The sequence below is a fragment of the Myxacorys chilensis genome, assembly GCF_059505265.1.
On record NZ_JCACKG010000313.1, the window covers coordinates 1 to 23755 of the forward strand.

A 23755-nucleotide genomic window follows, 5' to 3' on the forward strand; every position below is an offset into this window, starting at 1 on the left:
CTCAACCCCTTCCGCTCTTGATCGAGAACAAGTCCTATACGCTTAAGCCCGTTGCTGAGAAGCGGGGGCAGGTCGTTTATACCTGTCTGGCTGAAGATGGGGCAATTCCCAATTCTGTAATCCGCACCAAGATTCACAAGGAAGTTTCTCTTTACAGTCTGGAGAATGTGCTAATTTACATTGACCAGAGCGAGACTGAGCAGGTGTGGCAGTGGGTCAGACGTGATCCAGGTAAGCCCAAAGCCAATCGATTCCACCAGTTTCATAGGAGCCAATCCGGGGATTCTTTACTCCAAAAACTGGAGATTTTAGCCTTTTCTTTTGAGGATGAAGAGCGCGGAATAACAGTTGTAGATTCTACTAGCCGCAGTCGTCGAGCCTTCGATGTAGATCGGATAACGAAGAAGTTTTACGAACGGTTCAAGAAGGAGCATGGGCTGTTTCTCAAGTTTATCGCCGGCATCCGCTCCCAGTTTGATCAGGAGTGGTACTGCTCGTTGATGCTGAACCGCTTGATGTTCGTCTATTTCATCCAGAAAAAGGGCTTTCTGGATGGCAACACTAACTATTTGCGCGATCGCCTTCAAGCTTGCCAGTCGCTCAAAGGACAAGACAGCTTCCACTCGTTCTATCGCTACTTCCTGCTAAAGCTGTTCCACAGTGGGTTAGGAGATCCAAAGCGCACCTCTGAACTAGAGAAGCTTCTTGGCAAAGTTCCCTATCTAAATGGCGGTTTGTTTGAGGTTCACCAGTTAGAAGAAACGTACCAAGACATTCAGATTCCAGACCAGGCATTTGAAAAGATCTTTGATTTTTTTGATGAGTACCAGTGGCATCTGGACGATCGCCCTCTGCATAACGATCGTGAAATTAATCCTGATGTGTTGGGCTACATTTTTGAGAAGTATATCAACGAAAAAGAACAAAAGCAGAAAGGAGCATACTATACGAAAGAAGACATTACGGGATATATCAGTAAAAACGCTATTATTCCCTTCCTATTTAATGCAGCAGAAAAAGCCTGTAGCATCGCCTTCCATCCTGATGGAAGTGTTTGGCGTTTATTAAAAGATAATCCCAACCGTTACATCTACATGGCAATGCAAAAGGGAGTAGATTTGCCTCTCCCAGATACAATCGCCTCTGGAATTCTAGATGTTTTTCAAAGACAGCTATGGAACCGTTCTGCTAATAGTGAATATGCTCTACCGACTGAAACATGGCGGGAGCATATTGCCCGCCGCCAACGGTGCTTGGAGTTACGACAAAAGCTTGCAGAAGGAGAGATTCATTCTATTGACGATTTGATTACTCTCAACTTAGATATCCGACAGTTTGCCCAAGACGTTATTGAGAACTGTGAAGGGTCTGAACTACTTCGGGCGTTCTACGATGCTATTTGCCAAGTCTCGATCCTTGATCCTACTTGTGGCTCAGGTGCTTTCCTATTTGCTGCACTGAACATTTTGGACCCTTTGTATGATGCCTGCTTAGAGCGAATGCAGGTGTTTTTGGATGATTTGAAGCGATCTGATCATCCACATCACCCAGAAACCTTTGGTGACTTTCGCCAGGTTCTTGATCGAGTCGCACAGCACCCAAACCGCCGCTACTTCATTCTCAAATCCATCATCCTCAGTAACCTATATGGGGTGGATATTATGGAGGAAGCAACGGAAATTTGTAAGCTTCGTTTATTTTTGAAGCTGGTATCTCAAGTAGAGCGAGATCCTTATGCTCCGAACTATGGCTTAGAACCGTTACCTGATATTGATTTCAACATCAGAGCAGGCAATACGCTGGTTGGTTTCGCTAATTATGAAGAGGTTAGAAAAGCTGTCGAGGGAGAACAGCAGAAAAAACTAGATTTGTTTAGTGATATGGAACGCATTGATAAAAGTGCTATGGAGGTAGATCAAGCATTTCAATCGTTCCGCGCTATGCAAATAGATCGCGGGATAAATGCTGAAAAATTTAAGTTGGCGAAACTTCAATTGCGTCAGCGTTTACGAGATTTAAACCAAGAACTGAACTCTTACCTAGCTGACACCTATGAAGTTGGTTTATCTAAGAAAAAAACATCTTTTGAAAGTTGGCTAATTACTCATCAACCATTTCACTGGTTCGTTGCTTTTTATAACATTATGAATCGAGGCGGTTTTGATGTAATTGTTGGAAATCCGCCCTATGTTGAACTTTCTAAAGTTCGATCCGTATATAAGCCTTTAGGTTTCAGAACAGAATCCTGCGGTAACTTATATGCCTTATGTATAGAAAGATCGATTGTCATGCTGAGAGATTCAGCTTGGCTAGGGTTTGTTGTGCAACAGCCTCTTGTTTCTACGCAAAGAATGCAACCTGCTAGGGAATTTCTGCTAAATACTTCCTCAATTGTATTGTGTAGTACCTATGATGATAGACCCAGTAAATTGTTTGATGGAATTCATCATGCAAGGATAGCAATTACAATTTCGCAAAAATATAAGCAACAGGAAAGGGCAAGACTATATGTAACTTCATATAAAAAATGGTACAAGGAAGAAAGAAAAAAACTATTCAACTGCTTATCTTACACAAAGAGTTTTGAACACGCTTATCTTACTTGCTTCCCTAAAATCAGTTCGTCTGTTGAATCAAGTATTCTCCATAAGATGTCTATTACATCTAAGCGTTTTAGCAGTTGGATTTCTACAGGCGAAAGTGACTATAGAGTTTATTACAAAATAACAGGGGTTGGGCATTGGTTTACTATTACTGCAAGACCTCCAAAGTTTTTTAGGCAAGGAATAGAGTCCTCTTCAACACGAGAAAGCTTTATTTGTTTTGATAGTGCTTCTATAAGAGATAGAGCAATTGTGATTTTGAATAGCTCTCTTTTCTATTGGTTCTATCAAGTTAGAACTAATTGCAGAGACTTTAATCCTTCAGACTATAAAACTTTTCCTGTAGTAGAAACTCTAGAAATTGAAGATTTTTCTAGGCTCTCACAACAGCTACAAGATTACCTTGATTCGTCTAGTACCTTTATCAATATTACTCATGGTCAAACAGGTGCTATACAAATAGAGCAATTCAAGCCCCGCGAAGCTAAATCGGTTGTTAATGAAATTGATCGTGTGCTTGCGAAGCATTACGGCTTTACAAGCGAGGAGCTTGATTTTATCGTCAACTATGACATTAAGTACCGCATGGGGCGCGATACTGAGGATGAGGAGTAAGCTACCTAGATGTAAGAGATGAGCGATCGCACCTACTGGTTGAGTCTGTTCAACACAACGACCTGGCAAGAATTTCAGGACGCTGGAGCCGAAGTGATGGGCTTTCCCGAAACTCGCCAGAACACAGTAAGGCGTATCAAGCCAGGTGACTACTTGCTTGGCTACCTGACTGGAGTTTCTCGCTGGATCGCAGTTTTGGAAGTTACCTCTGAGCCCTACGACGACCTTTCCAGAATTTGGAAACAGGCTCTCTTTCCCTGTCGGGTCAAAGTCAAGGTGGTTGCAAACGTCCCACTGGAAGCTGGTGTCCCCGTTCTCTCTATCAGCAAGGAGCTGCGAATGTTCGACAATATGAAAACGCCTAACTGGGGATTATTATTTCGAATTGCACCGAGAGAATTACATCCGAGCGATGGGGAATTAATCACCAATGCTGTTAAACAGGCTGCCCTTACTTGACAGGTCTTACGTCAGTTACTAGCAACGAGTTGCTGACGAATAAGAGTCTTTTGCCACGCAATCCCCTAGATCGCATTTGCCAGAGAATTTTGAGAAACGCAGCGATAACGAATACAAGGCATGATGAGGATTCAATCTCTTTGGGTCTGATTCCCTACAGTTCGCTGCGTCCAAAAGCAACAGCACCCTTCAGATGCTGTTGAGCAAAATTGAGCTGCGAAGCGTGGGAGTGGAGCGAAGTGATACACCGCCCACTTGCAGCAGTAACCGTCATTAGAGCATTTGTCACTGAAAAGAATTTGGACAAATTTCAATTTAATCAAACAGAGGGGTGCCCGGGGCTCCCTTGGCTTCCTCGACTTAGGTTTAACTTTCTGAGCCAAGACCTGATTGTTCCAGCTTTAATGCCTGTGATTTCGGAAACCTCATTAGAGGACTTTCCTTCTAAGTAGAGGTCAATACAATTTTGTTTCTCCTCCTCTGAGTATTGTTTCTGCTCTCGAGTAATACCAGCCCTCCAAATCCAGCTGCGAACTGTTTTGGCAGAAATTCCTGTTAATTCAGAAACTTTATTAGAAGATTTTCCACCCTTGTATAGCTCCAAGCAATTTTGCTTTTCTTCCTCAGTATATTTACCCGTTCTTCTAACCCCGGCTTGCGTTACCCAAAATACAATTACATCCGCTGGAACACCCGTTTCATCCTCAATTTGCTTCGGGGCTTGACCATCAATGTACCTTGATACACTCTGCCGTTTTAAGTCTTCAGAATACGGGCTCGAAAACCCGGGTAGCTTTTCCCGTTGTCGAAGCCACTTCCTAATCACGCGGCGAGCAGGAATATTCAACAAATGTTGAACCTCTTGAATTGGATACCCCAATTCAAATAGTTGCAGAGCTTGTTGTTTAGTCATCTCTGACTCTGGTTCTTCATTCTTGAGAGGCATAATAGTAGCAAACTCTTGCTCAGCTTCAGCCTCACAAGCAACCTGGGATTGGAGCAGTAGCCCGAGCTTTTTGTAATAAGGGCAATAACGGCACTCTAGATGCGCACCAGGCTCAGCACAATCACACGCTCTTCGCCATTCTGAAAGTGCAAGCTCCTCTGCTTTGGTGAAGCGTTCTACAGCTGCTGAAAAAATATCTAAAGGTAATTTACTCATTCTCTCAATATCCTCGATTCCAGCTAACAGAAAACTAGAAGCAGATCGTATCAAACACGTAAATTTACCGTCGTGACCTCTCCATTACTAATCACAACGCTCTCCACCAATTTGCCATAGAAAATCTCCCGTTCAATTTTGGCTAAGGTATACCAAAAGTTGATTTTGCGAGCCTGAGGATGACGAATAATTTGTTGGGCAACTTCTTGCGGTCGATTCATCTCAGTTTCTAATTCTCTCTGCAAATCTTTCTTGAGCTTTGTTAAATCTCGGTCGTAGGCTGCCCATTCGAGTTTTTCTATATCCGCGATCTTCTGCTTAATTTCAGTTATTCGACTGGACTCAGGGATCTCTGGTAGTGCATCCTGATGCTCAAAATGAATCTCATTCGCCCTTTTAGCAATCTGATAAATGATCGCTTCTTCTATATATTCAATCTTGGTCAGCTTACGATTATTACAGTAAGTTCTTGCATGTCCGCAGCCATAGTAGCGGTGTTTTTTATTACTGGTCCCATTACTGGTCAAATTACACTTTCCATTACATTCCTGACAGACTATTTTTCCTGTTAAGTAAAAAGCTCTGTCGGGTTGCCCGATCTTGCCATGAGAAGAGCTGATGATTTCCTCAATTTCCTTGGACTCTTCCTCGAGCATCAAAACTTGGTCCGGATGCGTATTGGAAGTAATTTTCCACTCACTAATATCTGGGTAAGCTCCCTTCCTAGGATACTTTTGATAGCAGGTATGTCCTTGCAAAACGGGATTACGTAACCATCGTTTTAGACCAGAAACCGAACCAGGCAACACCAAACCTGGAATAGGTTTACGCTCCTTCTTCACTGATGGTCCAAATCGGGCATGTACTCGCTCTAGTACTCTTGCCGCCTTTCTCAGCTCGAGAAAACCCTCGATCATTTCCCGAGCAATTTGTGCCTTGCTCCAACACAGCAACTGAGGGGAACTATCGGGTTCATTCTCCAGCTCTGCATAGTGAAGTGGTCTCTCTTCTAACGGGCAAACACAGGGATCAGTATCCAAGGCATACACACCATTGATGTTTTTATAACCAAATGGGACGACCTGCCAGGCAATGTTCTTGCTTCGTCGATTTGCGTGCGCACGTTGGACACGCTCAATGATCATTTTTCTTTCAAAAACACTGTAAAGAATTTGAAAATCTGCACTTAGCTCCCCCATCGCTGTATCCAAATCCACAAATCCTTGGTTTATCAAAAAAAGTTTCACTCCATATTCCCGTAGTACCGCTTTCAGCATTTCTGCAACCTGCTGGTTCCGACACAAGCGATCCCAAGCAGATGCCACGAGTGTATCAACCTTACCTTGCTTGATTAACTCAATAACTTTCTCGAAGTTTTCTTTATCTAGGCTGTTACCTGATTCGATATCCCAAAAGACTTGATCGACTCCATGACGCTCGAGATCCTCGATCTGTCGCGCTAGAGATTGGGAACAAAATTGCTCAACCGTTGAGACACGACCATATCCAAGTTTTAGTTTCATGGGTAAGTGGTTCAAAAGAACTACTCTATAGTATCAGTCAATTTGCGGGGATGCCATTGTAATCGCATCCCCGCAAATCTAAGACATAACGCTTTACCTACCGTAGACACGATGTCATAGGAACTCAGTGCTGCAATTGCAACCTTTAATACACGTCAGGTTCTGATATCGCTCATGGTTCTCCCTCAACCCCTTCCGTCTCAAAACCAATTCAGTTGTGAAGTGCTGAAGCAAATTGCGGGGCTCATTGCAGTGAATCTAAAGCTTGAGCTTGATACGAATTCACAAAACTATGAGCCTATTCCCTAATAGTAATTGTTCAACGTCAAGGTTTTATGCAATTGCGCTTAAAGAGTGAAAGCAAAATTTCATTCCAAGCTAAAATTTTAGGAAATCAACGCAGATCTTCAACACATCAACTGCCCATTAAAATACTTCGACTCGCACGACTTTTTTCAATTGATTTTTATCAAGCCAGATTTTCCACTGGTAAGAGCATATTGTGGAAATAACTATTTTCAATCAAGTTTCTTTTCGAGTTTCCTCACTCACCTATGGAGTTTTCTCATGGGGTTTCTCTAGAAAGTCTGCATCCAATTGATATCCTTGCCCATCTAACCTTCTAAGCTCAAACACTCTAGCAGAAGCAGAAGAGACTTCAGGAACAGAGGAGTCAGCCGGAAAATCATAGACTAATTCTGCCTTACACTTCATATTTTCCTCTAAGGTGTGTAACTCCCCTTCCGGCGCTGTTTCTCGCGGTTTTGCCCGGTCAGGAGATTTTGTGGCTGCATCGCTGGGATCGCTTGCCACTTCTGCTGTTACACACGCTGTCTCTTCGACCGGGGTAAAGTGCTCTGGATGCCATAGTTCGCGGTAGCGGTACAGCGTCTGTACGCTCGTGTGGGCTTCTCGTACGAGTAGCCGCACTCGGCTGCTGGCATCGGCGGGGAATTGTCCAGTGCTCTGGAGGCGCTCGACGCCCTCTCGAATCCGTTGTTTCGCTTCTTCGGCTCGCAGTTGGTTTTTGTTGATGGGGATCACGTTGCTGGTTTCGCCTCCGTTGGATGTGGAATGCTTAGGGCTGCGCTGCGGTTCGCTCCCTAATGCCCACCAGTATTTCTCGGCGGCTCTCGCCCAGAGTATCGATCTTTGGGTGATTTCGTGCTGGTGGCGGCAGTAGGTTTCGTAGCCAGGGGCGTTAATCGCGGTGGTTTGGACAAATTCGGCTAGGGCTTCGCTCTGCAATCTCTCGAAGACGACGCCGTAGCAGGCGATCGTCTTTAGGAGGTGGTTGGTTTGTCCAGAACCGGTCCAGCCTTCGTTGATTTCGGTTTGTAGATCGGCTCGCCAGGCTTCTACGGCGGCGATGCGCTGCCGTTTGCGTTTGCTGCCGTTACGACGGGCGACGGCGATCGCTGCGTGCAAGGTTTCGAGGTCTTGACCCGCAGCGGCGTTGTCCCAGTGGCGGAAGAATTGTCCTAGACTGGTGCCGATGGGGTTACTGTCGAGGTCGAGTAGACAGGAGCCGCTGTCGGGTTGTAAGGGGAGGCGATGGGCGTTGTACTCGATGTGGGTGCCGGGTATGGCATAGGCTTTCGTGTTGGGGAAGGTCTCGATTTGTCCGGCGGCGAGCGTTATGCCTTGGGCTTCTAGGCACTGTTTGATCGCTTGTGCAAGTCCGAAGGTGGGGACGGCGTAAGGTAGGGGCAGATAGAGATGTAAGCCGCCGGAATGGCTTGATCTCAGGAGGACATAACGGACGATGCCGATGGTTTCTAAGGCGGCTAGGATCAGCGGCAGCCCGGTGGGATTGCTGGCGGGATGGTAGAGGCTCGTGCGGTCGAGGTCGACCAGGGCATAGCTCGTGGTGGAGCCAAAGCGCACCCCGACTAGAGTGTTCGGATCGTTCCAGCCCTGCCAGAGCACGCGGGGACGGAGGGGGTATTTGGTGTTAGTTTTCCAATCGGGCTCGGCAGCATTCTCGCCCGAGATGCTGTGCCAGCGGTAGGGGAAGGTTTCACAAAGCCGTTGTCCGAGGGGGTTTGACGGCAGTAAGGGAGAGCGCTGCGCGTCGGCAGCAGGGAGAGCAGTCATATTTTTGGGAAACCATAGCGCTATTTCCCGCAAAGACTGCTAAGATTAGAGTGCAATTGACTAATCGCGCAGTCTTTCGGGCTGTTCAATTTTTGAGAAAACCTTCGCGGATTCCAGCCGTCGAGGGTTTTCGCGTTTTTGAGGTGACCGAACGAGAAGTTCGGTCGGATCAGATTGTACGCTGAAATGCAGAATTTAGCTTCATCAGAACGTAATTCTTTGCCGCTATTCAGGAAAGAATGCGGATGTGGGAGAAGCGTAACCGTACGGGATTTTGGGAAACTGTAACATTACACTCCACAGGGGCAGCACGATCTCGACCTTATTCTCTGAATCAGCGATCGCAGTGAAGAAACCCTTACTGCTTTTCCAAGATGCAGAAGAGGGCTTTGGGAAGGGGATCAAGGGTGCCCTGATAGACCGTCTGCTCAACCGAACGCAGATGAAATCGCTCGCTAAAGATCTGCTGAATCTCCTCTGGGGTAAACCGGTAGGGACCTGCTTCTCGGGTTTCTTGGTCGCTGAAGCATTTCAATAAGAGGTAGCGCTTTGGCTTTAACAAATTTGCGACGGTTTGCACGTAAACGCCTCTGCTCTCCGGGGACAGCACATGGAAGCATCCTCGGTCGAGAATCAAGTCGAATGATTGGTCTAGGTGACTGTTGAGGATGTCATCCTGCCGAAAGGAAATGGCTACTCCCTGCTCGCTTGCTTTGGCGGCTGCCCCACGAATGGCGGTTTCTGACAAGTCAGTCGCTGTCACCTGGAAGCCTCGTTCGGCGAGCGCGAGCGCCTGGGTTCCCGGTCCGGTTCCCAAATCCAGCACCAAACCCGTGCTCAAGCCAAGGGTGAGGAGGGCGTTCTCGACATCGGTATCTAAAGTGGGATTGAACCAGGGCATGGTTTCAACCGGTTTGTCCTGATACAGCGCTTCCCAGTTCGGAAATTCTCGTGCAGTCATTATCAGTCCCCTTCTCGACGTGGATGGGCTTTCTCCTCATGGTAGGACGCCGGTCATGCTTTCTGATCCATTCCCTTTTGACGCTTGAGAGAACCCAGCTCTGATTCTTGGCGCAAGCGATGTGTTATCCAAGACCTTGCCCCGTACGGAAAGAGAAGCAACGGGCTAACCTGCCCTGGGCTGCAACAAGTGCAGCCCTCACGCTCTGGCTTGTAAGCAGGGTTCTTAACTGGGACTTCTGCTCGTGGGTGCAATTAACCAAAACTTGAAAAATAGAACAAGATGCTGGATTGCCCTCACTAAAATTTAGCTTTGTTCTTTCTCAATAGCAGGTAAAGACTGAAGAATAGATGTGGCTTTGCCTATGTAGGAGAGGAAATTAATTTATCCTCAAAGCTCATGCAAGAGTGCTATGGGTGAAAATTTGATTACGAGACGAATTTTGAGAAGCTGAAAGGCTGACGCTCTTGTAGCGGTACGCTCATCCGTTTCGTTTTTCAAAATTGGAGGTTTAAGATAGGGATAACGGTCGCGCTCACCGGACGCAGATATCCTTTGCAACTCAACCAGCCATTTTGGTACGTTCCGGTTCAGCGCGGTTGTTAGGCATTTTAGTATGTACCTTTACGGCGTTCTCCAAATCTTGGTTCAGCACGAGGAGCCTCAATAAAACCGGGTGTGACAAGAGCATTTCCAGTTGCAAACATATAAGTTCTGAGAATGTCTGCTTGCACTTCTAATAACCACGCATTAGACAATAAACCAAAATCGACAGCCTTAAGTCCAATATCGTTCAGTAGTTCGATAACAATTTGTTTGGCACTATCATCATCTCCAGCGATAAAAGCTTGTATACCTGCATTTCTGAGAGCTGCCGCATCGCAGTTGAAAACTTCCATTGCCTGGTTATTCAATGCCTTTACAACTTTGGCAGAGGGAATATCTTTTTGAGTTGCTTCTGCTAAAGAATCGAGAAATTCTTCAGGCTTGTACTCACGAGGAAAATCCCGATTATTCAAATCTATGATGACTTTGCCTACCAACATTGAGGTTGATTCCAGGAAACTTGAAGGCACAGCACGTATAGAGCTGACAATGACCTCACAAGATTCAGCAACCTCGTCATTCGTTCCACCAGTCGCACCTGTACCAATTTCCTCTGCCACTCCACGAGACTTTGCCACATCGCGTGAACCGAAGATTATTTGATGCCCTGCCACTGACCAAGCACCTCCGAGCACTCGCGCCATGTTACCACTGCCCCAAAAGCCTATCTTCATACTCAAGTCCTAACTCATCTAGCTTTAGGTTAATCAATAACTAACTATAGGATGCCTAACGACCCCGTTCACCCGCCGCTAGAACTTTTCCGACTTCACCAACCAACTTGATACGGTCGGTGTGCAACGGGATTGTTAGGCTGTCTCCGTTTCGCTTGCACTTCATCCCTTGCTGTCTTTCCATAGAACGCTACATGAGAGTAGTTAGGACTAGGCGTACTAAAAGTAGCGAAACTTAACTCTTAAAAGCCGACTGCGCGATGTGTTAGTTGTACCGCCTCAACAAAGGGTTTTGCAATTGGGAGTTCCACTCATTGCCTATATCTTAAAAGAATAGTAAAACTTTCTTGAAGCCTGTAATAGTTTCCCTGCTTAACATAAGCAGCTAACGAGAATACAGCCCTTTTCAGTCTGATGAGGGATAGTAAAAGCCCTGAAGCATTTGCTATATGTTGATCTAAGGTCTTGATTCGCACCTCACCAGAGTGGGAAACGCTGTAGGAATTTCAAATATGGCTTTAGATCAACTCGAGGCGTTTTTAAAGAAAATGCAGTTTGAACCTGCACTTAAGAACGAGGTGCTCAAGGCACCAACTGCAGATGATGTTGCGCGAATAGCACTAAAACTTGGTTTTGAATTTTCAGGTGATGAATTACTGAGAATGTCAGGAAAGAAATTTGGCGGAGTTACTGTTATAAAAACCGATCTTCCTGGGGAGTATAATTAAATGCTTTTTGAATGTCTGCTTGTACAAGCACAGGAAGAATAAACACCATATTTGCTTCAAATTAAGAGTACCTTTACCCGAATTAAACGCCCTCTTGAGCAGCTCTCATAATTCTTCATAGGCATAACGGCCAAGCTCACCCGCCGCTGGAAGCGCAGAGAGCGAAGGGAGGAACGACCGTAGCGAACGAAGCTGTAAGCGGTCGGGTGCAGCGCCTTGTTCGGCGGCTGTTATGTCGGTCATGCTGTCGCTATGGTGAATAAGTAGTCACTCGTTTGTTTGTGGTGCTCTAGGATTTCCTCTATATAACCTGATTCTACATCGGCAGCTAACTGCTCACAACCCGCTTCCACTTCCGCAGCATCAGCAAACAAAGCAAAAGTTGAGATACCCGCACGAACCTGAGCATCAAGATACAACTCAGGCCGATGTTTGCCACTGTAGAGAAAGAAGTCTTGTAAGTCCTCTGCAACTTGATATGGTTCAGTCTCGACGCGAGCAAAGCCAGCATCGTGTAACGCCTCTGAAACGACTTCTAAACTCGGCATCTGCTCTGCTGCCTTGCGGATGGCTTCTGGAAAATATCTGGCTAACCAGTAACCCTGAATCTGTTCCGGCGTTGCCGTGAGCAAAACAAAGGGGCCGCTCTTGAGAACACGATGAACTTCGTGGAAAGTAGGAAGCAACGCATCAAAGTGATGAATTGCCAAGGTGCAGACTACACCATTAAAAATTGCGTCACCATAGGGCAGTGAAGTTGCCCCTGCCACTTCCCACTGCACAAATTTGCCTTTAGCACGAGCCGCCGCAATCATGTGCGGCGACTGGTCAACGGCGTGCCACGAACCACCACGTTGAGCCAAGGCAAGCGTGTAATTTCCAGTTCCGCAAGCTACATCCAAGTAATATCTCTCTGGCTGAATGTGAAGATGATGAGCCAAACGGTTGGCAATGTATGGGTCAGCCTGACGAGTTGTGTCGTATTTCTGTCCAATATGGTCGTAAAGTGCCATCTTCTGTAGTTTTGCACATCCGGCCAAGCCGCGCGCAGCCGCCGAACGGTTCTGGTCAGCGGTTGCCAATCGCGCTGCAACTTCTTCAAGTTGTGTATGTCGATCCGCTGCACCAGGGTTGTTGGGCCTGCTCATTGCACGTAAAGCCACGTACCTCTTTCTTGAGCAATCCGATCATACTAATCCTGTTACGCGATGGGAGTCAGACGGGATGTGTCCTAGACTCCACTTGTAAGAGAAACACCATCTATTGCGAAGCTCTCAAGATAAGGACGCCCATCGAGCCATCTGCCTTCAATAGCGCTTGCGGCTTGAGTAAGCAACATGAAGAGAACAAATAGATTCCCTTTAGACGTATGACACCATACCCATTGCCTGTTTGGATATTCTTTTCGATGTTGATCTGTAATATAGGAGATTGAAGACGTATCAGCTTGCAGGAACCCTCTATTTAATAGAAAAATGCCATCTAAGCTTGGCCAGTGTGTACGTTGGCAGTCATTATGATTGTCTGGTAGTAAAGGAAGATGGATTCCAAGTGCGTTGTGGGCCTCGGTGAGCCATTTTCCGATAGTCTCATGGTTTGTAGGGCCATCATAAGCAACTAGATAACTTAGAATTCCAGGCTTTTCATGCCCAGTCTCGAAAGATGACAAAAAACTACGCTTCAGGTTTTTTACAGAATGAGCAGCCCCCACAGACTGTTCAATAGAAGCGTAATCAAGTATTGATTTGACTTCTATCGTCGCAACGACAGACTCTGCTAAGAAAACATTTATGCCTCCCCCTATAGTCAGGCGAGGATACTCTTTTCTATAAATTACGATATCTATTTGGCTTCTTCTTTCCCGTGGTTTTGAGTCTGCACCAACGATTTCCCCTGTTCCAATGCCTAGCCTTTCGCTCAAGTGGTCTTCCAAGAAATCCTTTATGAAAACCTCTCTCGGAGTGCCGCGATGCAAGTTATGTCCTGTATTACTTGCAACTTCTGAAATGGCAAGGATAGTCTTCTCAACTGCGGCAAAATGGGCTTCTAACAAAAAACACCTCCAGCGTATGAGGGAAACAACTGTTGTGACATCGGTTTAGCCACAAGCTTAGAACCGTCAAAGCCCACGATAGGAGACCCAACGTTGCTGTTCAACGGCTGCAAGCAAGTTTGGCATCCACGCCAGAGGTTTTCGACAGTCCGCTGCAACAGCGTTGTTGTGCAGCACCGCTATGACCCAACATAAAGCTAAAATACCTGAGCTTCATTTAGAAGTTTAATATCATCTGCTGTGAGTGTAATCGATGCAGCAGCAATATTTTCTTCGAGGTGTGAGATCGTAGTAGTTCCAGGAATTAAAATGATATTTGGCGCACGATGGAGCATCCAAGACAGAGCAATCTGACTCGGTTTCACATCTTGACGAGCCGCAATCTCTGTTAGGATTCCTTCAGCATTGGCAAGGGGTGCGCCACGTTTCAGTGGGTGCGCGCCAAGGGGTGAGTATGGAATAAATGCAATGTTGTGCTGAGTGCAGTAATCCAGTATGTCCTCCCCATTCCGTTCTGCTAGATTCAATCGATTTTGCACTGAAGAAATGTCAACAATCTGCCGTGCTGCTTCAATCTGGGCGATCGTCACGTTTGATAATCCAATATGGCGAATCTTACCTTCTCGTTGCAGTTCTGCCAGCATCCCTATGGATTCTACAAAAGGCACATTTGGATCGGGACGATGCAATTGATAGAGTCCAATTCGATCGACTTTGAGGCGTTTCAAGCTGGCTTCGCAACTGCGTCGTAGGCTATTGGGTGAACCATCAGTACGAATGTTGTCAGGCGCAGTTTTGAGAACACCACCTTTAGTTGCAATAACGAGATCGTCTGGGTAAGGATAGAGTGCGGATGCAATCAGTTCTTCGTTGTATCCGGGACCATAGGATTCTGCCGTATCGATGAAATTTATCCCTAGCTCAATAGCACGACGGAGCAACTGTTTTCCGGCTGTCCAATCAGCATAGCGACCAAAGTTTCCAGGCTGTCCGGTCAATCGCATCGCACCGTAGCCAAGACGATTTACACTCAAATCACTACCCAGTTGAACAGTGTTTGCGATCGTCGTTTTTTGAGACTCGTGATTCATGATGAAGTCCTCTAGAAATTACTGCACAGAATCTTGCAAGGGAGTGACAAACTCAATGAGATTGCCGTTATTGTCTTTCACAAAACAGAGCCGAACTCCAGCATCAGGGTAGCTACCCAGTCCAACAAAGGCTGGAACCCCGCGTCGGTTCAATTCAGCCAGCAGTGCATCTACGTCATTAACTCGGAAACAGAAATGTCCAATACCACTGGTGCGTAATCCTTCGCCAAAGTCTTTAGTTACAGGCATCCCAGAACGTGACTGAGTGCTGCTCACAATTTCGATCCGAAAGCCATAGACGTTCAAGTACGCCAGTTTCAGGTCTGGGAAAATGCCTACTGTCCATTCTCGTTCGATCGTTGCATCCAACTTGTCTCGATACCACGCAAGGGTTTCTTCATAGTTAGGAACATTGAGCGCAACATGGTCGATTTGCAGAGAACTCAGGCTAGATGAGGATACAGGGTTTTGAGTCGTCATAATTTTATCCTTGCTTAGGTTTGAATGATTTCGATTTAGACACCAACCCAACTGTGAATCAGTTCAAGCTCTTGCCAGATGTCATCATCTGGTGTGTCATCCTGAAGCACTGAGTGGGTGCTTGGACATGTTGTGCTGCGATGCAGTTTTTGAGGGCAGTCAATCTGGGTCAAACCAGATTTCGGCTCTGAAATAACTGTGGGTGCGATTGGCGATGCTTGCATGATGGTTTTCCTTTCAACGTCAGGTATTTCCGGTCAGAGCGAGGGCGAATTCGGCGATCTATCATCGAAGCAGTCTCTTTAGTTTGAATTGAGCCAGCGATGAAACAACTTCGTCAGCTTCGGCATAACGATGTAGGTCATCAAGTAGACCAGCGCTCCAGTCAAAATCAAAGTCCGCAGAGGCAGCGGAAACAGGGAGAGAAACGAGCCGAACAGCCAGAGAATTGCTGTAATTAGGGGATAAATGGCAAGCCAAGTCAGCAAAAACATTTTGTAACGCTGCGGTGTAGCTCGTTGGGTTGGGTGCATAGAAGAACTTCCTTGCCTGGGATACCTTCTACTCAGGTGAAATGCAGTCATAATGGCACTCCGTTCAAAAAAGTAGCAATTACGTGACGTAACGTTAATTAATTGGCTACAACTACTTCACTTGGCTTTTCAAGACCAGCACTTTTGTCTACGGACTTGATTGTTGGAGCAAACTCTGTTTTAATATCGTTACGTCACGTAACTAAAGTATCTTAAGGAGGCAGATCATGTCAAGGAGGGTAAATAAAAAAGTTTCCGTTTCTCGAAGTCCGGGTCGTCCTCGATCGGATGAGGCTCACCAGCGCATCTTAGAGGCTGCCTATGAACTGATGAATCAAACAGGGTTCAACGATCTGACAATTGAGGCGATCGCGGCGCGTGCTGAAGTTGGGAAGCCCACTATCTATCGCCGCTGGTCAAGCAAAGCCCATTTAGTCATGGACGCATTTCTAGCAGCGGTCAATCCAGAATTGACATTCCTAGATCGCGGCTCTGTCAAAGAAGACATTCGGTTACAAATGCAGCAATTGGTAAAAGTACTGCTCAGTCCGCCTGGACAGATTATTGCCATGTTGATTGGTGGCGGACAGACAGATCCTGAATTGATGGAGGCATTTCGAGACAACTGGCTGATGCCACGTCGTAAAGTTGCCAGTGAGGTATTTAACAAAGGCGTTGAGCGCGGAGAGCTACGATCTGATGTGGATGTAGAAGTTGCGATCGATGCACTCTATAGCCCGCTCTTTTACCGCTTGCTGCTGAGGCACGCACCACTTACCCAAGATTTTGTTGATGAATTAGTTGATGTCGTCATGAAGGGGCTTGCAGTTTAGGGCTTAGAGAATGCGATCGCCCTACCATCTAACCTAATCTAATCCTCAACATCGACAAGTAGCTTTTAAACTACCGCCACAACCTGAAATATGAGCGGCACAACGTTGCCCGTAACCCGCCGCGAATGGACTCTCGAACTCAACTAATAACCTTTAAACGGACGGGTTCACGGGCGTTGTTAGCCGCTTGCTGAGTCAACACAAACCTGGACGGGGTCTTTCATTCACCCACGAGCACTTTGGCGATCGCTTCAATCTGATTCACCACCACTGAGATATGTCCTTCATTTGGATACATCACCAGCTTAGTCGTTGGGAGAGTTGCAGCAATTCGCTTTACCAGATCAAGCGGAACATTCCTATCCTCTTTACCATAGAACAATGTCAGCGGCATCCGAATTTCATCTAAACTAAAGTCCCACTTTCTGAGGTAAAGCTGAAGATCCCAAGCGGTTCCTCGTGTTCCTGAACGCAGTCCCTCGTTCAAAGCCTCACAGCTTTTCTTTATCTGATCTGGCGATTTTAATACCGCGTAATCTGCTGCCGGAAGTCTTTTCTTTAAAGTTTCTAATAGTTTGTCTGGAGGACCATTAAGCGATCGCTGTGTCAATTTCATTGAGGCTTGATACAGCCAGGGAAAATACTTGATTAAAATCAAACTCCAACGGTTGTATTTCAGCAAATCCGCAGTTGTAAATTCCCATGCTCCTGAAACGATCACGGCTGAATGTAATCGATTGGGAATCTTTGCAGCACAGGCAGCAGTATAGCCGCCTCCCGACGAAACACCCAACACTGAAAATTTGTCTAACCCCAAGGCATCGGCAAGAAATGTGACATCCTTCGTCCAATCAGAAAATCCGCGATTCGGTTGGAAGTCTGACTGTCCTATTCCCGGACGATCTGGCGCAATCAGTCGTAAGCCTAATCGGATAAATACTTCATCGCCTAACAACAATGGCTCTAAACGAGAGGTTCCGCCACCATGAAAATAGAAAACGGGATGCCCGTTGAGGTCGCCGTACTCTGCATAGGCTAACCGTCGCTCGTCGGGTAAGGTAAGAAAATTCGTACTCCCCATAGCATTGTTCTTTAATCGTAAACTGAGTCTGGCATCTCATTATCTCTTTACGAATAACCTTGACAGATAACTTTGCAGGCTAACGTTCGTAATCACCGGACACAGACGACCTCGGCATCTAACAGACCATACTGAATCGTTCCGGTGCATTGCGGTTGTTATGCTGCGCAAACTCATCAACTAAACTGGGCGTTCATAAGGTTCACTATACTGGCGATAGCCAACCCGCTTGAACGCAGAAATCATCCGCACATTATCCACCGCCGTGTCACAAAAGACTCGCCAGACTCCGATCTGTTGCAAGGTCTGTGTCCCCTTGGATAAAAGGTCGTTTGCCAAACCAAGTCCTCGATACTCTGGCAAAACACCCATATAGTAGATTGTTCCTTCCTCTAAACCCTCTTTGGCACATCCTGGAAAAATGACCGGAAGTACAAACCCTACAATTTCCCCTTTTTCGTTTATCCCAAACTGCCACCAGTCATCTTGATACGCGAAGTCTTCTCTTGCTGAATTCAAAAATATCTCAGTCGTTTTACGAGGATCAGGGTTTGATGCTCTCTGGCGATCACTCGCATCGACTGATTCAGCCATTATCCGCGTAACAATTGAAGTCAATTGATCGTCCATTGCTTTGACTGGTTCAAAGGTCAACCGAGACGAAACTTCAATCAACCGCTCCGGCTCTTCCCAAACAAAAGGCACTTTTAGATAGGTTTGCTGGCTCATAGGCGATCGCAACAAAAGTCTGTGAACTCGCTAGGCATACTACATAATACTACAAAACGAGTATTGTCCGGCTTCCAAACACTCACAAGTAATCTTCAGATTGCTGTCCCTACCCAAGATTCAGCGGCATAACGTTCCTGGTCAGCGGTTGCCGATACCTTTGCAACACGACCAGTAGCTTTATGCAATCCGCTGCACCAGGGTTGTTATGCGGCGCTACTGCAATGCACTTTTTCAACAACTTGATGAATTGCATCAATGACTAATTCTGGTTCATCGAGTTGGATTGCATGTCCACTTTCGTGAGCAACAATGTGAACGCCTTGGAGCGACTCATTGGCTAAATCTGCATGTAATGCTTGCAGCTTCTCAAGTACTTCTTGGGTTATGTCGAAGTCTGGCTTTCCAGCCGACAAAACAATGAGAGGAATATCAGGAAACGACTTTGTCTGGCGTGTCTGTTCGATCTGGTTCATGCTAACTGATACCGCAGCCGATTCTTGAGCAAAGGTTTTCCCAAATTGGGTTTGAGAATAGAGTACTTTAGCAAGCGACCGCACTGAAGGCGGAAATTTTTGGAATAAACCAGCCGCCATCGGCAAAGAATCAAACGTGACGAGCAAACGAAGCAGACCAGTACGTCCCATGATTGGCACCACATGGGTTAACAGTCCTTCAAGTCGTTTGTTCAATTCAACCCATTCGACTGGTGCATCCTCATACATTCGCTCATGAGCTACATCCACTAAAACCATCCCAGCGACTTCTTCTGGGTGATGATAGGCAAACAAGCGAGTGAATAAACCACTTAAAGACATTCCTACTAAGACATAAGGCGGTTCAATTTCAGCCTCTCTCAACAGTTGCCGCAATTCACCAACGACTTGCTCAGCCGTGCGAGGTTTTGAACTTGAATCACTCCAACCATAGCCTGCTCGATCGTAAGTTAAGATTCTTGTAAATTTGGCAACTTCAGGCTGCACTAATTGCCAATCTAGATGAGTACCTCCGGTTCCACTATCTACGATGACTGTTGGGCGACCTTCACCCATTATTTGATAGTGCCAACTTTTACCGTTGATTTGAACTACTTTTCCAGGAGGCAGAAACCTTCGGCGATCGCGACTTGTAGCAAGTGTTTGATAAATTGCTCCAAATCCAACTACTCCAATCACTACCCCAAGGGGTACAACAAGCCATAACATCCAGTTGATCCCCTCAACTTACATCCGTTTACAATTGTTCCACAAATGGCTTTTCAACCACGCTTCAAGGGATAAAGCTGCATAACTATTATTTGGACTGAAAGTTTCTGCCTAAGATCCCGATTTGAGGGACTTAACCCGAATCTTTCTGCCTAAGTCCGAATCGAGCGACTTAGCCCGACACAATTTCCGCAGAATACCCCTCGACAGGGATCTTAGGCGGAAATCTTCCGTATTTCTTCCAACAGAGAACCTGTAGCTGTCCGCCTCAGATCCCGAATAACAGAATCATAGAGTTGGGATTCGCCCTGATGGAACCACGACCCAGAAAACTGATTGAACAAGTCTCTGACTTGTTGCGAGTGAAGCACTATTCCTATCGGACTGAACAGACCTACATCCAGTGGATTCGACGCTACATTCTGTTCCATAACAAGACCCATCCTAAAGAGATGGGAAGTCCAGAAATTAAAGCATTCTTGACGCATCTTGCCGTTCAAGAACAAGTCGCCGCTTCCACGCAAAACCAAGCGCTCAGCGCCATTTTGTTCCTCTATCGCGAAGTGTTGCGGCAGGAACTTGATGCGTCCATTGATGCCGTTCGAGCCAAGCAATCCCGTTACTTGCCGACAGTCTTGACCAAAGATGAAGTTAGAGACGTGATTGGCAATCTCAGCGGGGTCTATCAACTGGTGGTGCAAGTTCTCTATGGTAGTGGAGTACGGTTAAACGAAGGATTAAACATCCGCATCAAAGACCTCGATTTTGCTCAACAGCAGATCATCGTTCGCACGCCAAAAGGGGTTGAGAGTCGAGTCACGATGCTGCCTACCAGTCTAAACGAACCTCTACAGGAGCATCTGCGACGGGTACGCCGATTGCACCAGCAAGATTTAGCTCAAGGCCATGGAGCCGTGCATTTGCCGTATGCACTAGCTCGAAAGTATCCGAGTGCGGAGCGATCGTGGGTGTGGCAGTTCGTGTTTCCGTCAGACCGTCGCTGTCGTGACCCTCGAAGCGAACAAATCAATCGCTACCATCTGCATGAAAGCGGAGTGCAGAAAGCCTTGAAGCAAGCGGTTTTTGCCGCAAGGATTCAGAAGCGAGTGGGCTGCCATACCTTTCGTCATAGCTTTGCGACACATTTGTTAGAAGCGGGGTATGACATTCGCACCGTTCAAGAATTGTTGGGGCACAAGGATGTGAAGACCACGATGATTTACACTCACGTTCTCAATCGTGGTGGTAGGGGAGTGCGAAGTCCGCTTGATCCATAAAGCGCGATCGCGCCTTTCCAGCCTCTCTAAAACGGTGATTTTTGCAAAGAAATATGAGATTTTGAGACTCATGCTGCACCTTCTAATAGTCAGAACTCACAGAATGTTGAATCTCTCTAAACCAAGAGTATGAGACGGTTTTTAAGAAAACCATAGAAGCGCATCGTCGAAATTGCAAAGCTAAGTTGCACTACAGCCAGAGAATAGAATTGCTAATTGCCATCTCTTGCCCCGGTTAACCACGTCAACGTACCGCTGCTCCGATCGCAGAAATTCTGCGCTAAAAGCTTGCTCTACCGTTACCGCTATGACAATTGCTCGACGACAAATGCAGTTGTAGACGATTACCCAATGGTAATTTAAGCCAGTTTTAGTCCAAAACGGTATTTACATTGAATGTGTGACAGTGCTTCAGCTTAGAGAGTCCGCAAGTATCACTCATTCAGCAGCAGAGTTTGAAATTCTGAGAGCGAAGTTAGTACAGTCGCTTGCCTGAGCAATTGCTTTAATCGATCTAAGTCCTCCACTTGATTAATTTGGTCGATCAATTCTGGTGATACTTCCCCAAAGCGCACATCCAAAACTTCTGTCACCGAATCACGGGCATTCTGTAATTTGCCGCGCTCAATCGCAAATCGCTCAATCGTCGTCAGGTAAGGCATAGCATTTTCAGCTCCAAAACGGCGAACTTCAGTGTCGAAAATTTGGTCTAGCTCTGGTGGTAGCGTCATCATTAAATCGACTAGCCGAAACAGCTCTAGAATGGTGTCTTCACTATATCCTAACGCCTGCATTCCTTGAACCAGTCGCAACTTCCACGCTAACCGCTCTTCAGAATCACCGCTCGTTTTCTGAGTATACAAATGCGCTCGAACTAGCATTGCATAAGGGTTCAGACTCTGCTCTAAAAACTCCCACTGCAATTCGTAATCCAAGAGTTTGACGATCGGGAACTCAATTCCAACTCGACAGCCCCACAATGTGGAGTGATAGGTTTGCGGTCGCCAATTGGGTTGATCATCCCCTAATACTGCTAAGCTCACGACCTCTCGATTGTAGCGGTCAAAGACTCGGTAGCTGTAGGTGTACATTCGCTTAGCAAATTCAGAATCATACTGACTCTGAACTTCTACATGAATCAGAACCCAAGTTTCTTGTCCATCTCGTCTCCACACTTTAACCAGCTTATCGACAAATCGCTTGCCGATCTCTGCATCCCGCACCACTTGCTGAAACTCTGAGTCTAACGATTCGTAGCTCAATTGCCAATCAATCTCAGCATGAATCTGAGGAAAAAAGAAGGCGAGGAATGGCTCGAAATAGCGTTCTAGCGCTTCTTTCCAAGGAGCATCGTAATTAGCGGAAGGAGCAGTAGGCACAGCAGTCACTCATTTCGGGACACGGATTACTATATCGCTGGTAGAAGAGCGATTCAGCATCACTTCAATTGCTTTAATGGCTTTAATGGCTAGTTAAAAACCATGACAAGATGTCATGGTTTCAAAGTGAGGTAGGAAATTGTAGATTTAGAAGTGAGAATCAGAGATTGCATCAACTTCTTACGCGAAGACAGTATTCAAAAATATTTCAGCTAAAATTCAGAAGCTTTGAAAATCATAGGAATATGTAAGCCATTCATGATTCTTACAGTTGCATCGTTCAAGGGTGGCGTTGGGAAGAGTACATCCGCCATTCATCTTGCTGCTTATTTACAGCAGAAAGCTCCAACACTGCTCATTGACGGAGATGTAAATCGATCTGTTACAAATTGGGCAACCCGTGGCAATCCTTCCTTTAAAGTGGTGGATGAACGTCAGGCTGCTAAATATGCAAGGAGTTACGAGCATATTGTGATTGACACGCCTGCTAGACCAAGCCACGAAGACCTCAAAGCATTGGTAGATGGATGTGATCTGTTAATTATTCCGTCGAGTCCTGATGCTTTTGCGCTTGATGCCTTAATGCTCACTGTCGATGCGTTGGTGGAGTTGGATAGTGATCGCTATAAAATCTTACTCACCATCATTCCTCCAGCGCCTTCAAAGGAAGGAGAGAAAGCACGAGTAAGCCTGACTCAGGCAGGGCTTCCAGTTTTTAAGACAGGTATTCGACGACTCATCGCATTTCAGCGTTCTGCGCTATTGGGCGTTCCGATTAATGAAGTTGACGATCCTCGCGCAAAGCAGGGCTGGGAAGATTATCAAAAGGTTGGAAAAGAGATATTGTCATGAGCAATTTTGATGCCATCATTCGGGCAGCGAAGGGAAATGCAGAGCCGGAAAGTAAAGAGAGCAGTCTGCTGAAACTCACAAACCCCGTAAAGAGCGACATGAACTCAGTGCAATCAGTGAGAGCACTTGAGGATATTCTCGAGCGAGAAACGAATACTCGTGAATTGAACCAGTCTCACGTTGAAGCATTGGCGGAGTCGATATCCGTGCTAAGTCTGCTAGAACCTTTAGTTCTGGATGAGCAAAACCGCCTTTTGGCTGGAGCACATCGTTTGGCAGCCATTAAGTTGCTGAGAGACCAGAACGCAACTGCTTACAAAAAGCTTTTTCTGTCTAATCTGATTCCGGTGCAAGTTTTACCCTTTGACGCAGAACAAGAGCCAGACCGGGCATTGCAAGTCGAAATTGCGGAGAACGAGCATCGCCGAGACTATACACCAAAAGAGGTGAGAGCGCTGGCAAATCGGCTGAGATCGTCGGGCTATGTCGACCAGCCTGGTAGACCCGCGAAAGGAGCTAAAGCATTACGTCCTGCCTTAGAAGTGATTGTGGGAAAGAGTCTGAGAACGGTTCAACGGTATCTGAATGAGGAGCAAAATAAAAAACCACGACAAGATGTCATGGTTTCTGAAAAGAAGATTTTGCATCAGGCGCTCAAGAAGTTGCAGGAGTGGGAGTCGATGAGTGATTCTGAGACGCTGACTCCTAAGCGTCGATCGCTAAGCAAGCAACTCCCTAAGCTGATGAGACTGGTTGAAGAGGTAATCAGCGAGATTGAATCTTAAAGCTCCAAGTCATAATTCTCCGCTATTTT

23 protein-coding genes are annotated in these 23755 nt (G+C 46.2%); 7 read left to right on the forward strand and 16 right to left on the reverse strand.

Annotated features, from left to right (window positions below):
• The first annotated feature begins 17 nt into the window (after window positions 1-17).
• Complete coding sequence (locus tag AC5JLB_RS30850) at window positions 18-3218, forward strand: Eco57I restriction-modification methylase domain-containing protein (RefSeq protein ID WP_495877643.1); 3201 nt, start codon at window positions 18-20, stop codon at window positions 3216-3218.
• Between the two features lie 18 nt (window positions 3219-3236).
• A complete protein-coding gene (locus AC5JLB_RS30855) occupies window positions 3237-3677 on the forward strand; it encodes an EVE domain-containing protein (protein ID WP_495877644.1) in 441 nt (146 codons plus the stop codon).
• 319 nt (window positions 3678-3996) lie between these two features.
• Here AC5JLB_RS30855 and AC5JLB_RS30860 read toward each other — a convergent pair whose 3' ends face one another.
• From AC5JLB_RS30860 to AC5JLB_RS30880, 5 genes are all read right to left on the reverse strand, one after another.
• Window positions 3997-4839, reverse strand: a complete 843-nt coding sequence (locus AC5JLB_RS30860; protein WP_495877645.1) for a hypothetical protein — start codon at window positions 4837-4839, stop codon at window positions 3997-3999.
• Between the two features lie 50 nt (window positions 4840-4889).
• Window positions 4890-6362, reverse strand: a complete 1473-nt coding sequence (locus tag AC5JLB_RS30865; protein WP_495877646.1) for a recombinase family protein — start codon at window positions 6360-6362, stop codon at window positions 4890-4892.
• A gap of 552 nt (window positions 6363-6914) precedes the next feature.
• A complete protein-coding gene (locus AC5JLB_RS30870; protein WP_495877647.1) occupies window positions 6915-8459 on the reverse strand; it encodes a hypothetical protein in 1545 nt (514 codons plus the stop codon).
• A gap of 358 nt (window positions 8460-8817) precedes the next feature.
• A complete protein-coding gene (locus AC5JLB_RS30875) occupies window positions 8818-9420 on the reverse strand; it encodes a class I SAM-dependent methyltransferase (protein WP_495877648.1) in 603 nt (200 codons plus the stop codon).
• A 611-nt stretch (window positions 9421-10031) separates the two neighbouring features.
• Complete coding sequence (locus AC5JLB_RS30880) at window positions 10032-10700, reverse strand: NADPH-dependent F420 reductase (protein ID WP_495877649.1); 669 nt, start codon at window positions 10698-10700, stop codon at window positions 10032-10034.
• 512 nt (window positions 10701-11212) lie between these two features.
• On the opposite strand from AC5JLB_RS30880, the gene AC5JLB_RS30885 reads away from it, so the two are divergent.
• Window positions 11213-11428: a Nif11-like leader peptide family natural product precursor gene (locus AC5JLB_RS30885; protein ID WP_495877650.1), complete on the forward strand. Its 216-nt coding sequence runs from the start codon at window positions 11213-11215 to the stop codon at window positions 11426-11428.
• 105 nt (window positions 11429-11533) lie between these two features.
• Here the strand turns inward: AC5JLB_RS30885 and AC5JLB_RS30890 are convergent, their stop codons facing one another.
• The 7 genes from AC5JLB_RS30890 to AC5JLB_RS30920 all read right to left on the reverse strand — a co-directional run bounded on the left by AC5JLB_RS30890 (window position 11534) and on the right by AC5JLB_RS30920 (window position 15585).
• Window positions 11534-11671 (reverse strand): hypothetical protein, encoded by a 138-nt coding sequence (locus AC5JLB_RS30890; RefSeq protein WP_495877651.1) that lies wholly within the window; start codon window positions 11669-11671, stop codon window positions 11534-11536.
• Entirely contained in the window at window positions 11668-12576 is a 909-nt protein-coding gene (locus AC5JLB_RS30895; protein WP_495877652.1) for a class I SAM-dependent methyltransferase, read from the reverse strand. Before AC5JLB_RS30895 ends, AC5JLB_RS30890 begins: the two co-directional genes overlap by 4 nt.
• An 83-nt stretch (window positions 12577-12659) precedes the next feature.
• Window positions 12660-13481, reverse strand: coding sequence for a DUF6602 domain-containing protein (locus AC5JLB_RS30900; protein WP_495877653.1), 822 nt, complete (start codon window positions 13479-13481; stop codon window positions 12660-12662).
• 197 nt (window positions 13482-13678) lie between these two features.
• Window positions 13679-14572, reverse strand: a complete 894-nt coding sequence (locus AC5JLB_RS30905) for an aldo/keto reductase (protein WP_495877654.1) — start codon at window positions 14570-14572, stop codon at window positions 13679-13681.
• Window positions 14573-14590: 18 nt separating this feature from the next.
• Entirely contained in the window at window positions 14591-15052 is a 462-nt protein-coding gene (locus AC5JLB_RS30910; RefSeq protein ID WP_495877655.1) for a VOC family protein, read from the reverse strand.
• A 35-nt stretch (window positions 15053-15087) separates the two neighbouring features.
• Complete coding sequence (locus AC5JLB_RS30915; protein WP_495877656.1) at window positions 15088-15276, reverse strand: hypothetical protein; 189 nt, start codon at window positions 15274-15276, stop codon at window positions 15088-15090.
• Window positions 15277-15354: 78 nt separating this feature from the next.
• On the reverse strand, window positions 15355-15585 hold the full coding sequence (locus AC5JLB_RS30920) for a hypothetical protein (RefSeq protein ID WP_495877657.1): 231 nt from the start codon (window positions 15583-15585) through the stop codon (window positions 15355-15357).
• 227 nt (window positions 15586-15812) lie between these two features.
• Here AC5JLB_RS30920 and AC5JLB_RS30925 point away from each other — a divergent pair, with 227 nt between their 5' ends.
• Window positions 15813-16418: a TetR/AcrR family transcriptional regulator gene (locus AC5JLB_RS30925; RefSeq protein ID WP_495877658.1), complete on the forward strand. Its 606-nt coding sequence runs from the start codon at window positions 15813-15815 to the stop codon at window positions 16416-16418.
• A gap of 220 nt (window positions 16419-16638) precedes the next feature.
• Here AC5JLB_RS30925 and AC5JLB_RS30930 read toward each other — a convergent pair whose 3' ends face one another.
• The 3 genes from AC5JLB_RS30930 to AC5JLB_RS30940 all read right to left on the reverse strand — a co-directional run bounded on the left by AC5JLB_RS30930 (window position 16639) and on the right by AC5JLB_RS30940 (window position 19433).
• The gene (locus AC5JLB_RS30930; protein ID WP_495877659.1) at window positions 16639-17499 is read right to left on the reverse strand and encodes an alpha/beta fold hydrolase; all 861 of its coding nucleotides are present in this window, start codon (window positions 17497-17499) and stop codon (window positions 16639-16641) included.
• A 180-nt stretch (window positions 17500-17679) separates the two neighbouring features.
• Window positions 17680-18228, reverse strand: a complete 549-nt coding sequence (locus AC5JLB_RS30935) for a GNAT family N-acetyltransferase (RefSeq protein ID WP_495877660.1) — start codon at window positions 18226-18228, stop codon at window positions 17680-17682.
• A 206-nt stretch (window positions 18229-18434) separates the two neighbouring features.
• The gene (locus AC5JLB_RS30940) at window positions 18435-19433 is read right to left on the reverse strand and encodes an alpha/beta hydrolase (protein WP_495877661.1); all 999 of its coding nucleotides are present in this window, start codon (window positions 19431-19433) and stop codon (window positions 18435-18437) included.
• Window positions 19434-19744: 311 nt separating this feature from the next.
• Here AC5JLB_RS30940 and AC5JLB_RS30945 point away from each other — a divergent pair, with 311 nt between their 5' ends.
• The gene (locus tag AC5JLB_RS30945; protein ID WP_495877662.1) at window positions 19745-20710 is read left to right on the forward strand and encodes an integron integrase; all 966 of its coding nucleotides are present in this window, start codon (window positions 19745-19747) and stop codon (window positions 20708-20710) included.
• A gap of 434 nt (window positions 20711-21144) precedes the next feature.
• On the opposite strand, the gene AC5JLB_RS30950 is transcribed toward AC5JLB_RS30945, so the two are convergent.
• Window positions 21145-22089: an RpnC/YadD family protein gene (locus tag AC5JLB_RS30950; RefSeq protein WP_495877663.1), complete on the reverse strand. Its 945-nt coding sequence runs from the start codon at window positions 22087-22089 to the stop codon at window positions 21145-21147.
• A gap of 258 nt (window positions 22090-22347) precedes the next feature.
• On the opposite strand from AC5JLB_RS30950, the gene AC5JLB_RS30955 reads away from it, so the two are divergent.
• Both AC5JLB_RS30955 and AC5JLB_RS30960 read left to right on the forward strand, forming a co-directional pair.
• A complete protein-coding gene (locus tag AC5JLB_RS30955; protein ID WP_495877664.1) occupies window positions 22348-22941 on the forward strand; it encodes a ParA family protein in 594 nt (197 codons plus the stop codon).
• Window positions 22938-23726, forward strand: a complete 789-nt coding sequence (locus AC5JLB_RS30960; RefSeq protein WP_495877665.1) for a hypothetical protein — start codon at window positions 22938-22940, stop codon at window positions 23724-23726. The genes AC5JLB_RS30955 and AC5JLB_RS30960 overlap by 4 nt, the downstream gene beginning before the upstream one ends.
• Window positions 23727-23755: the final 29 nt, after the last annotated feature.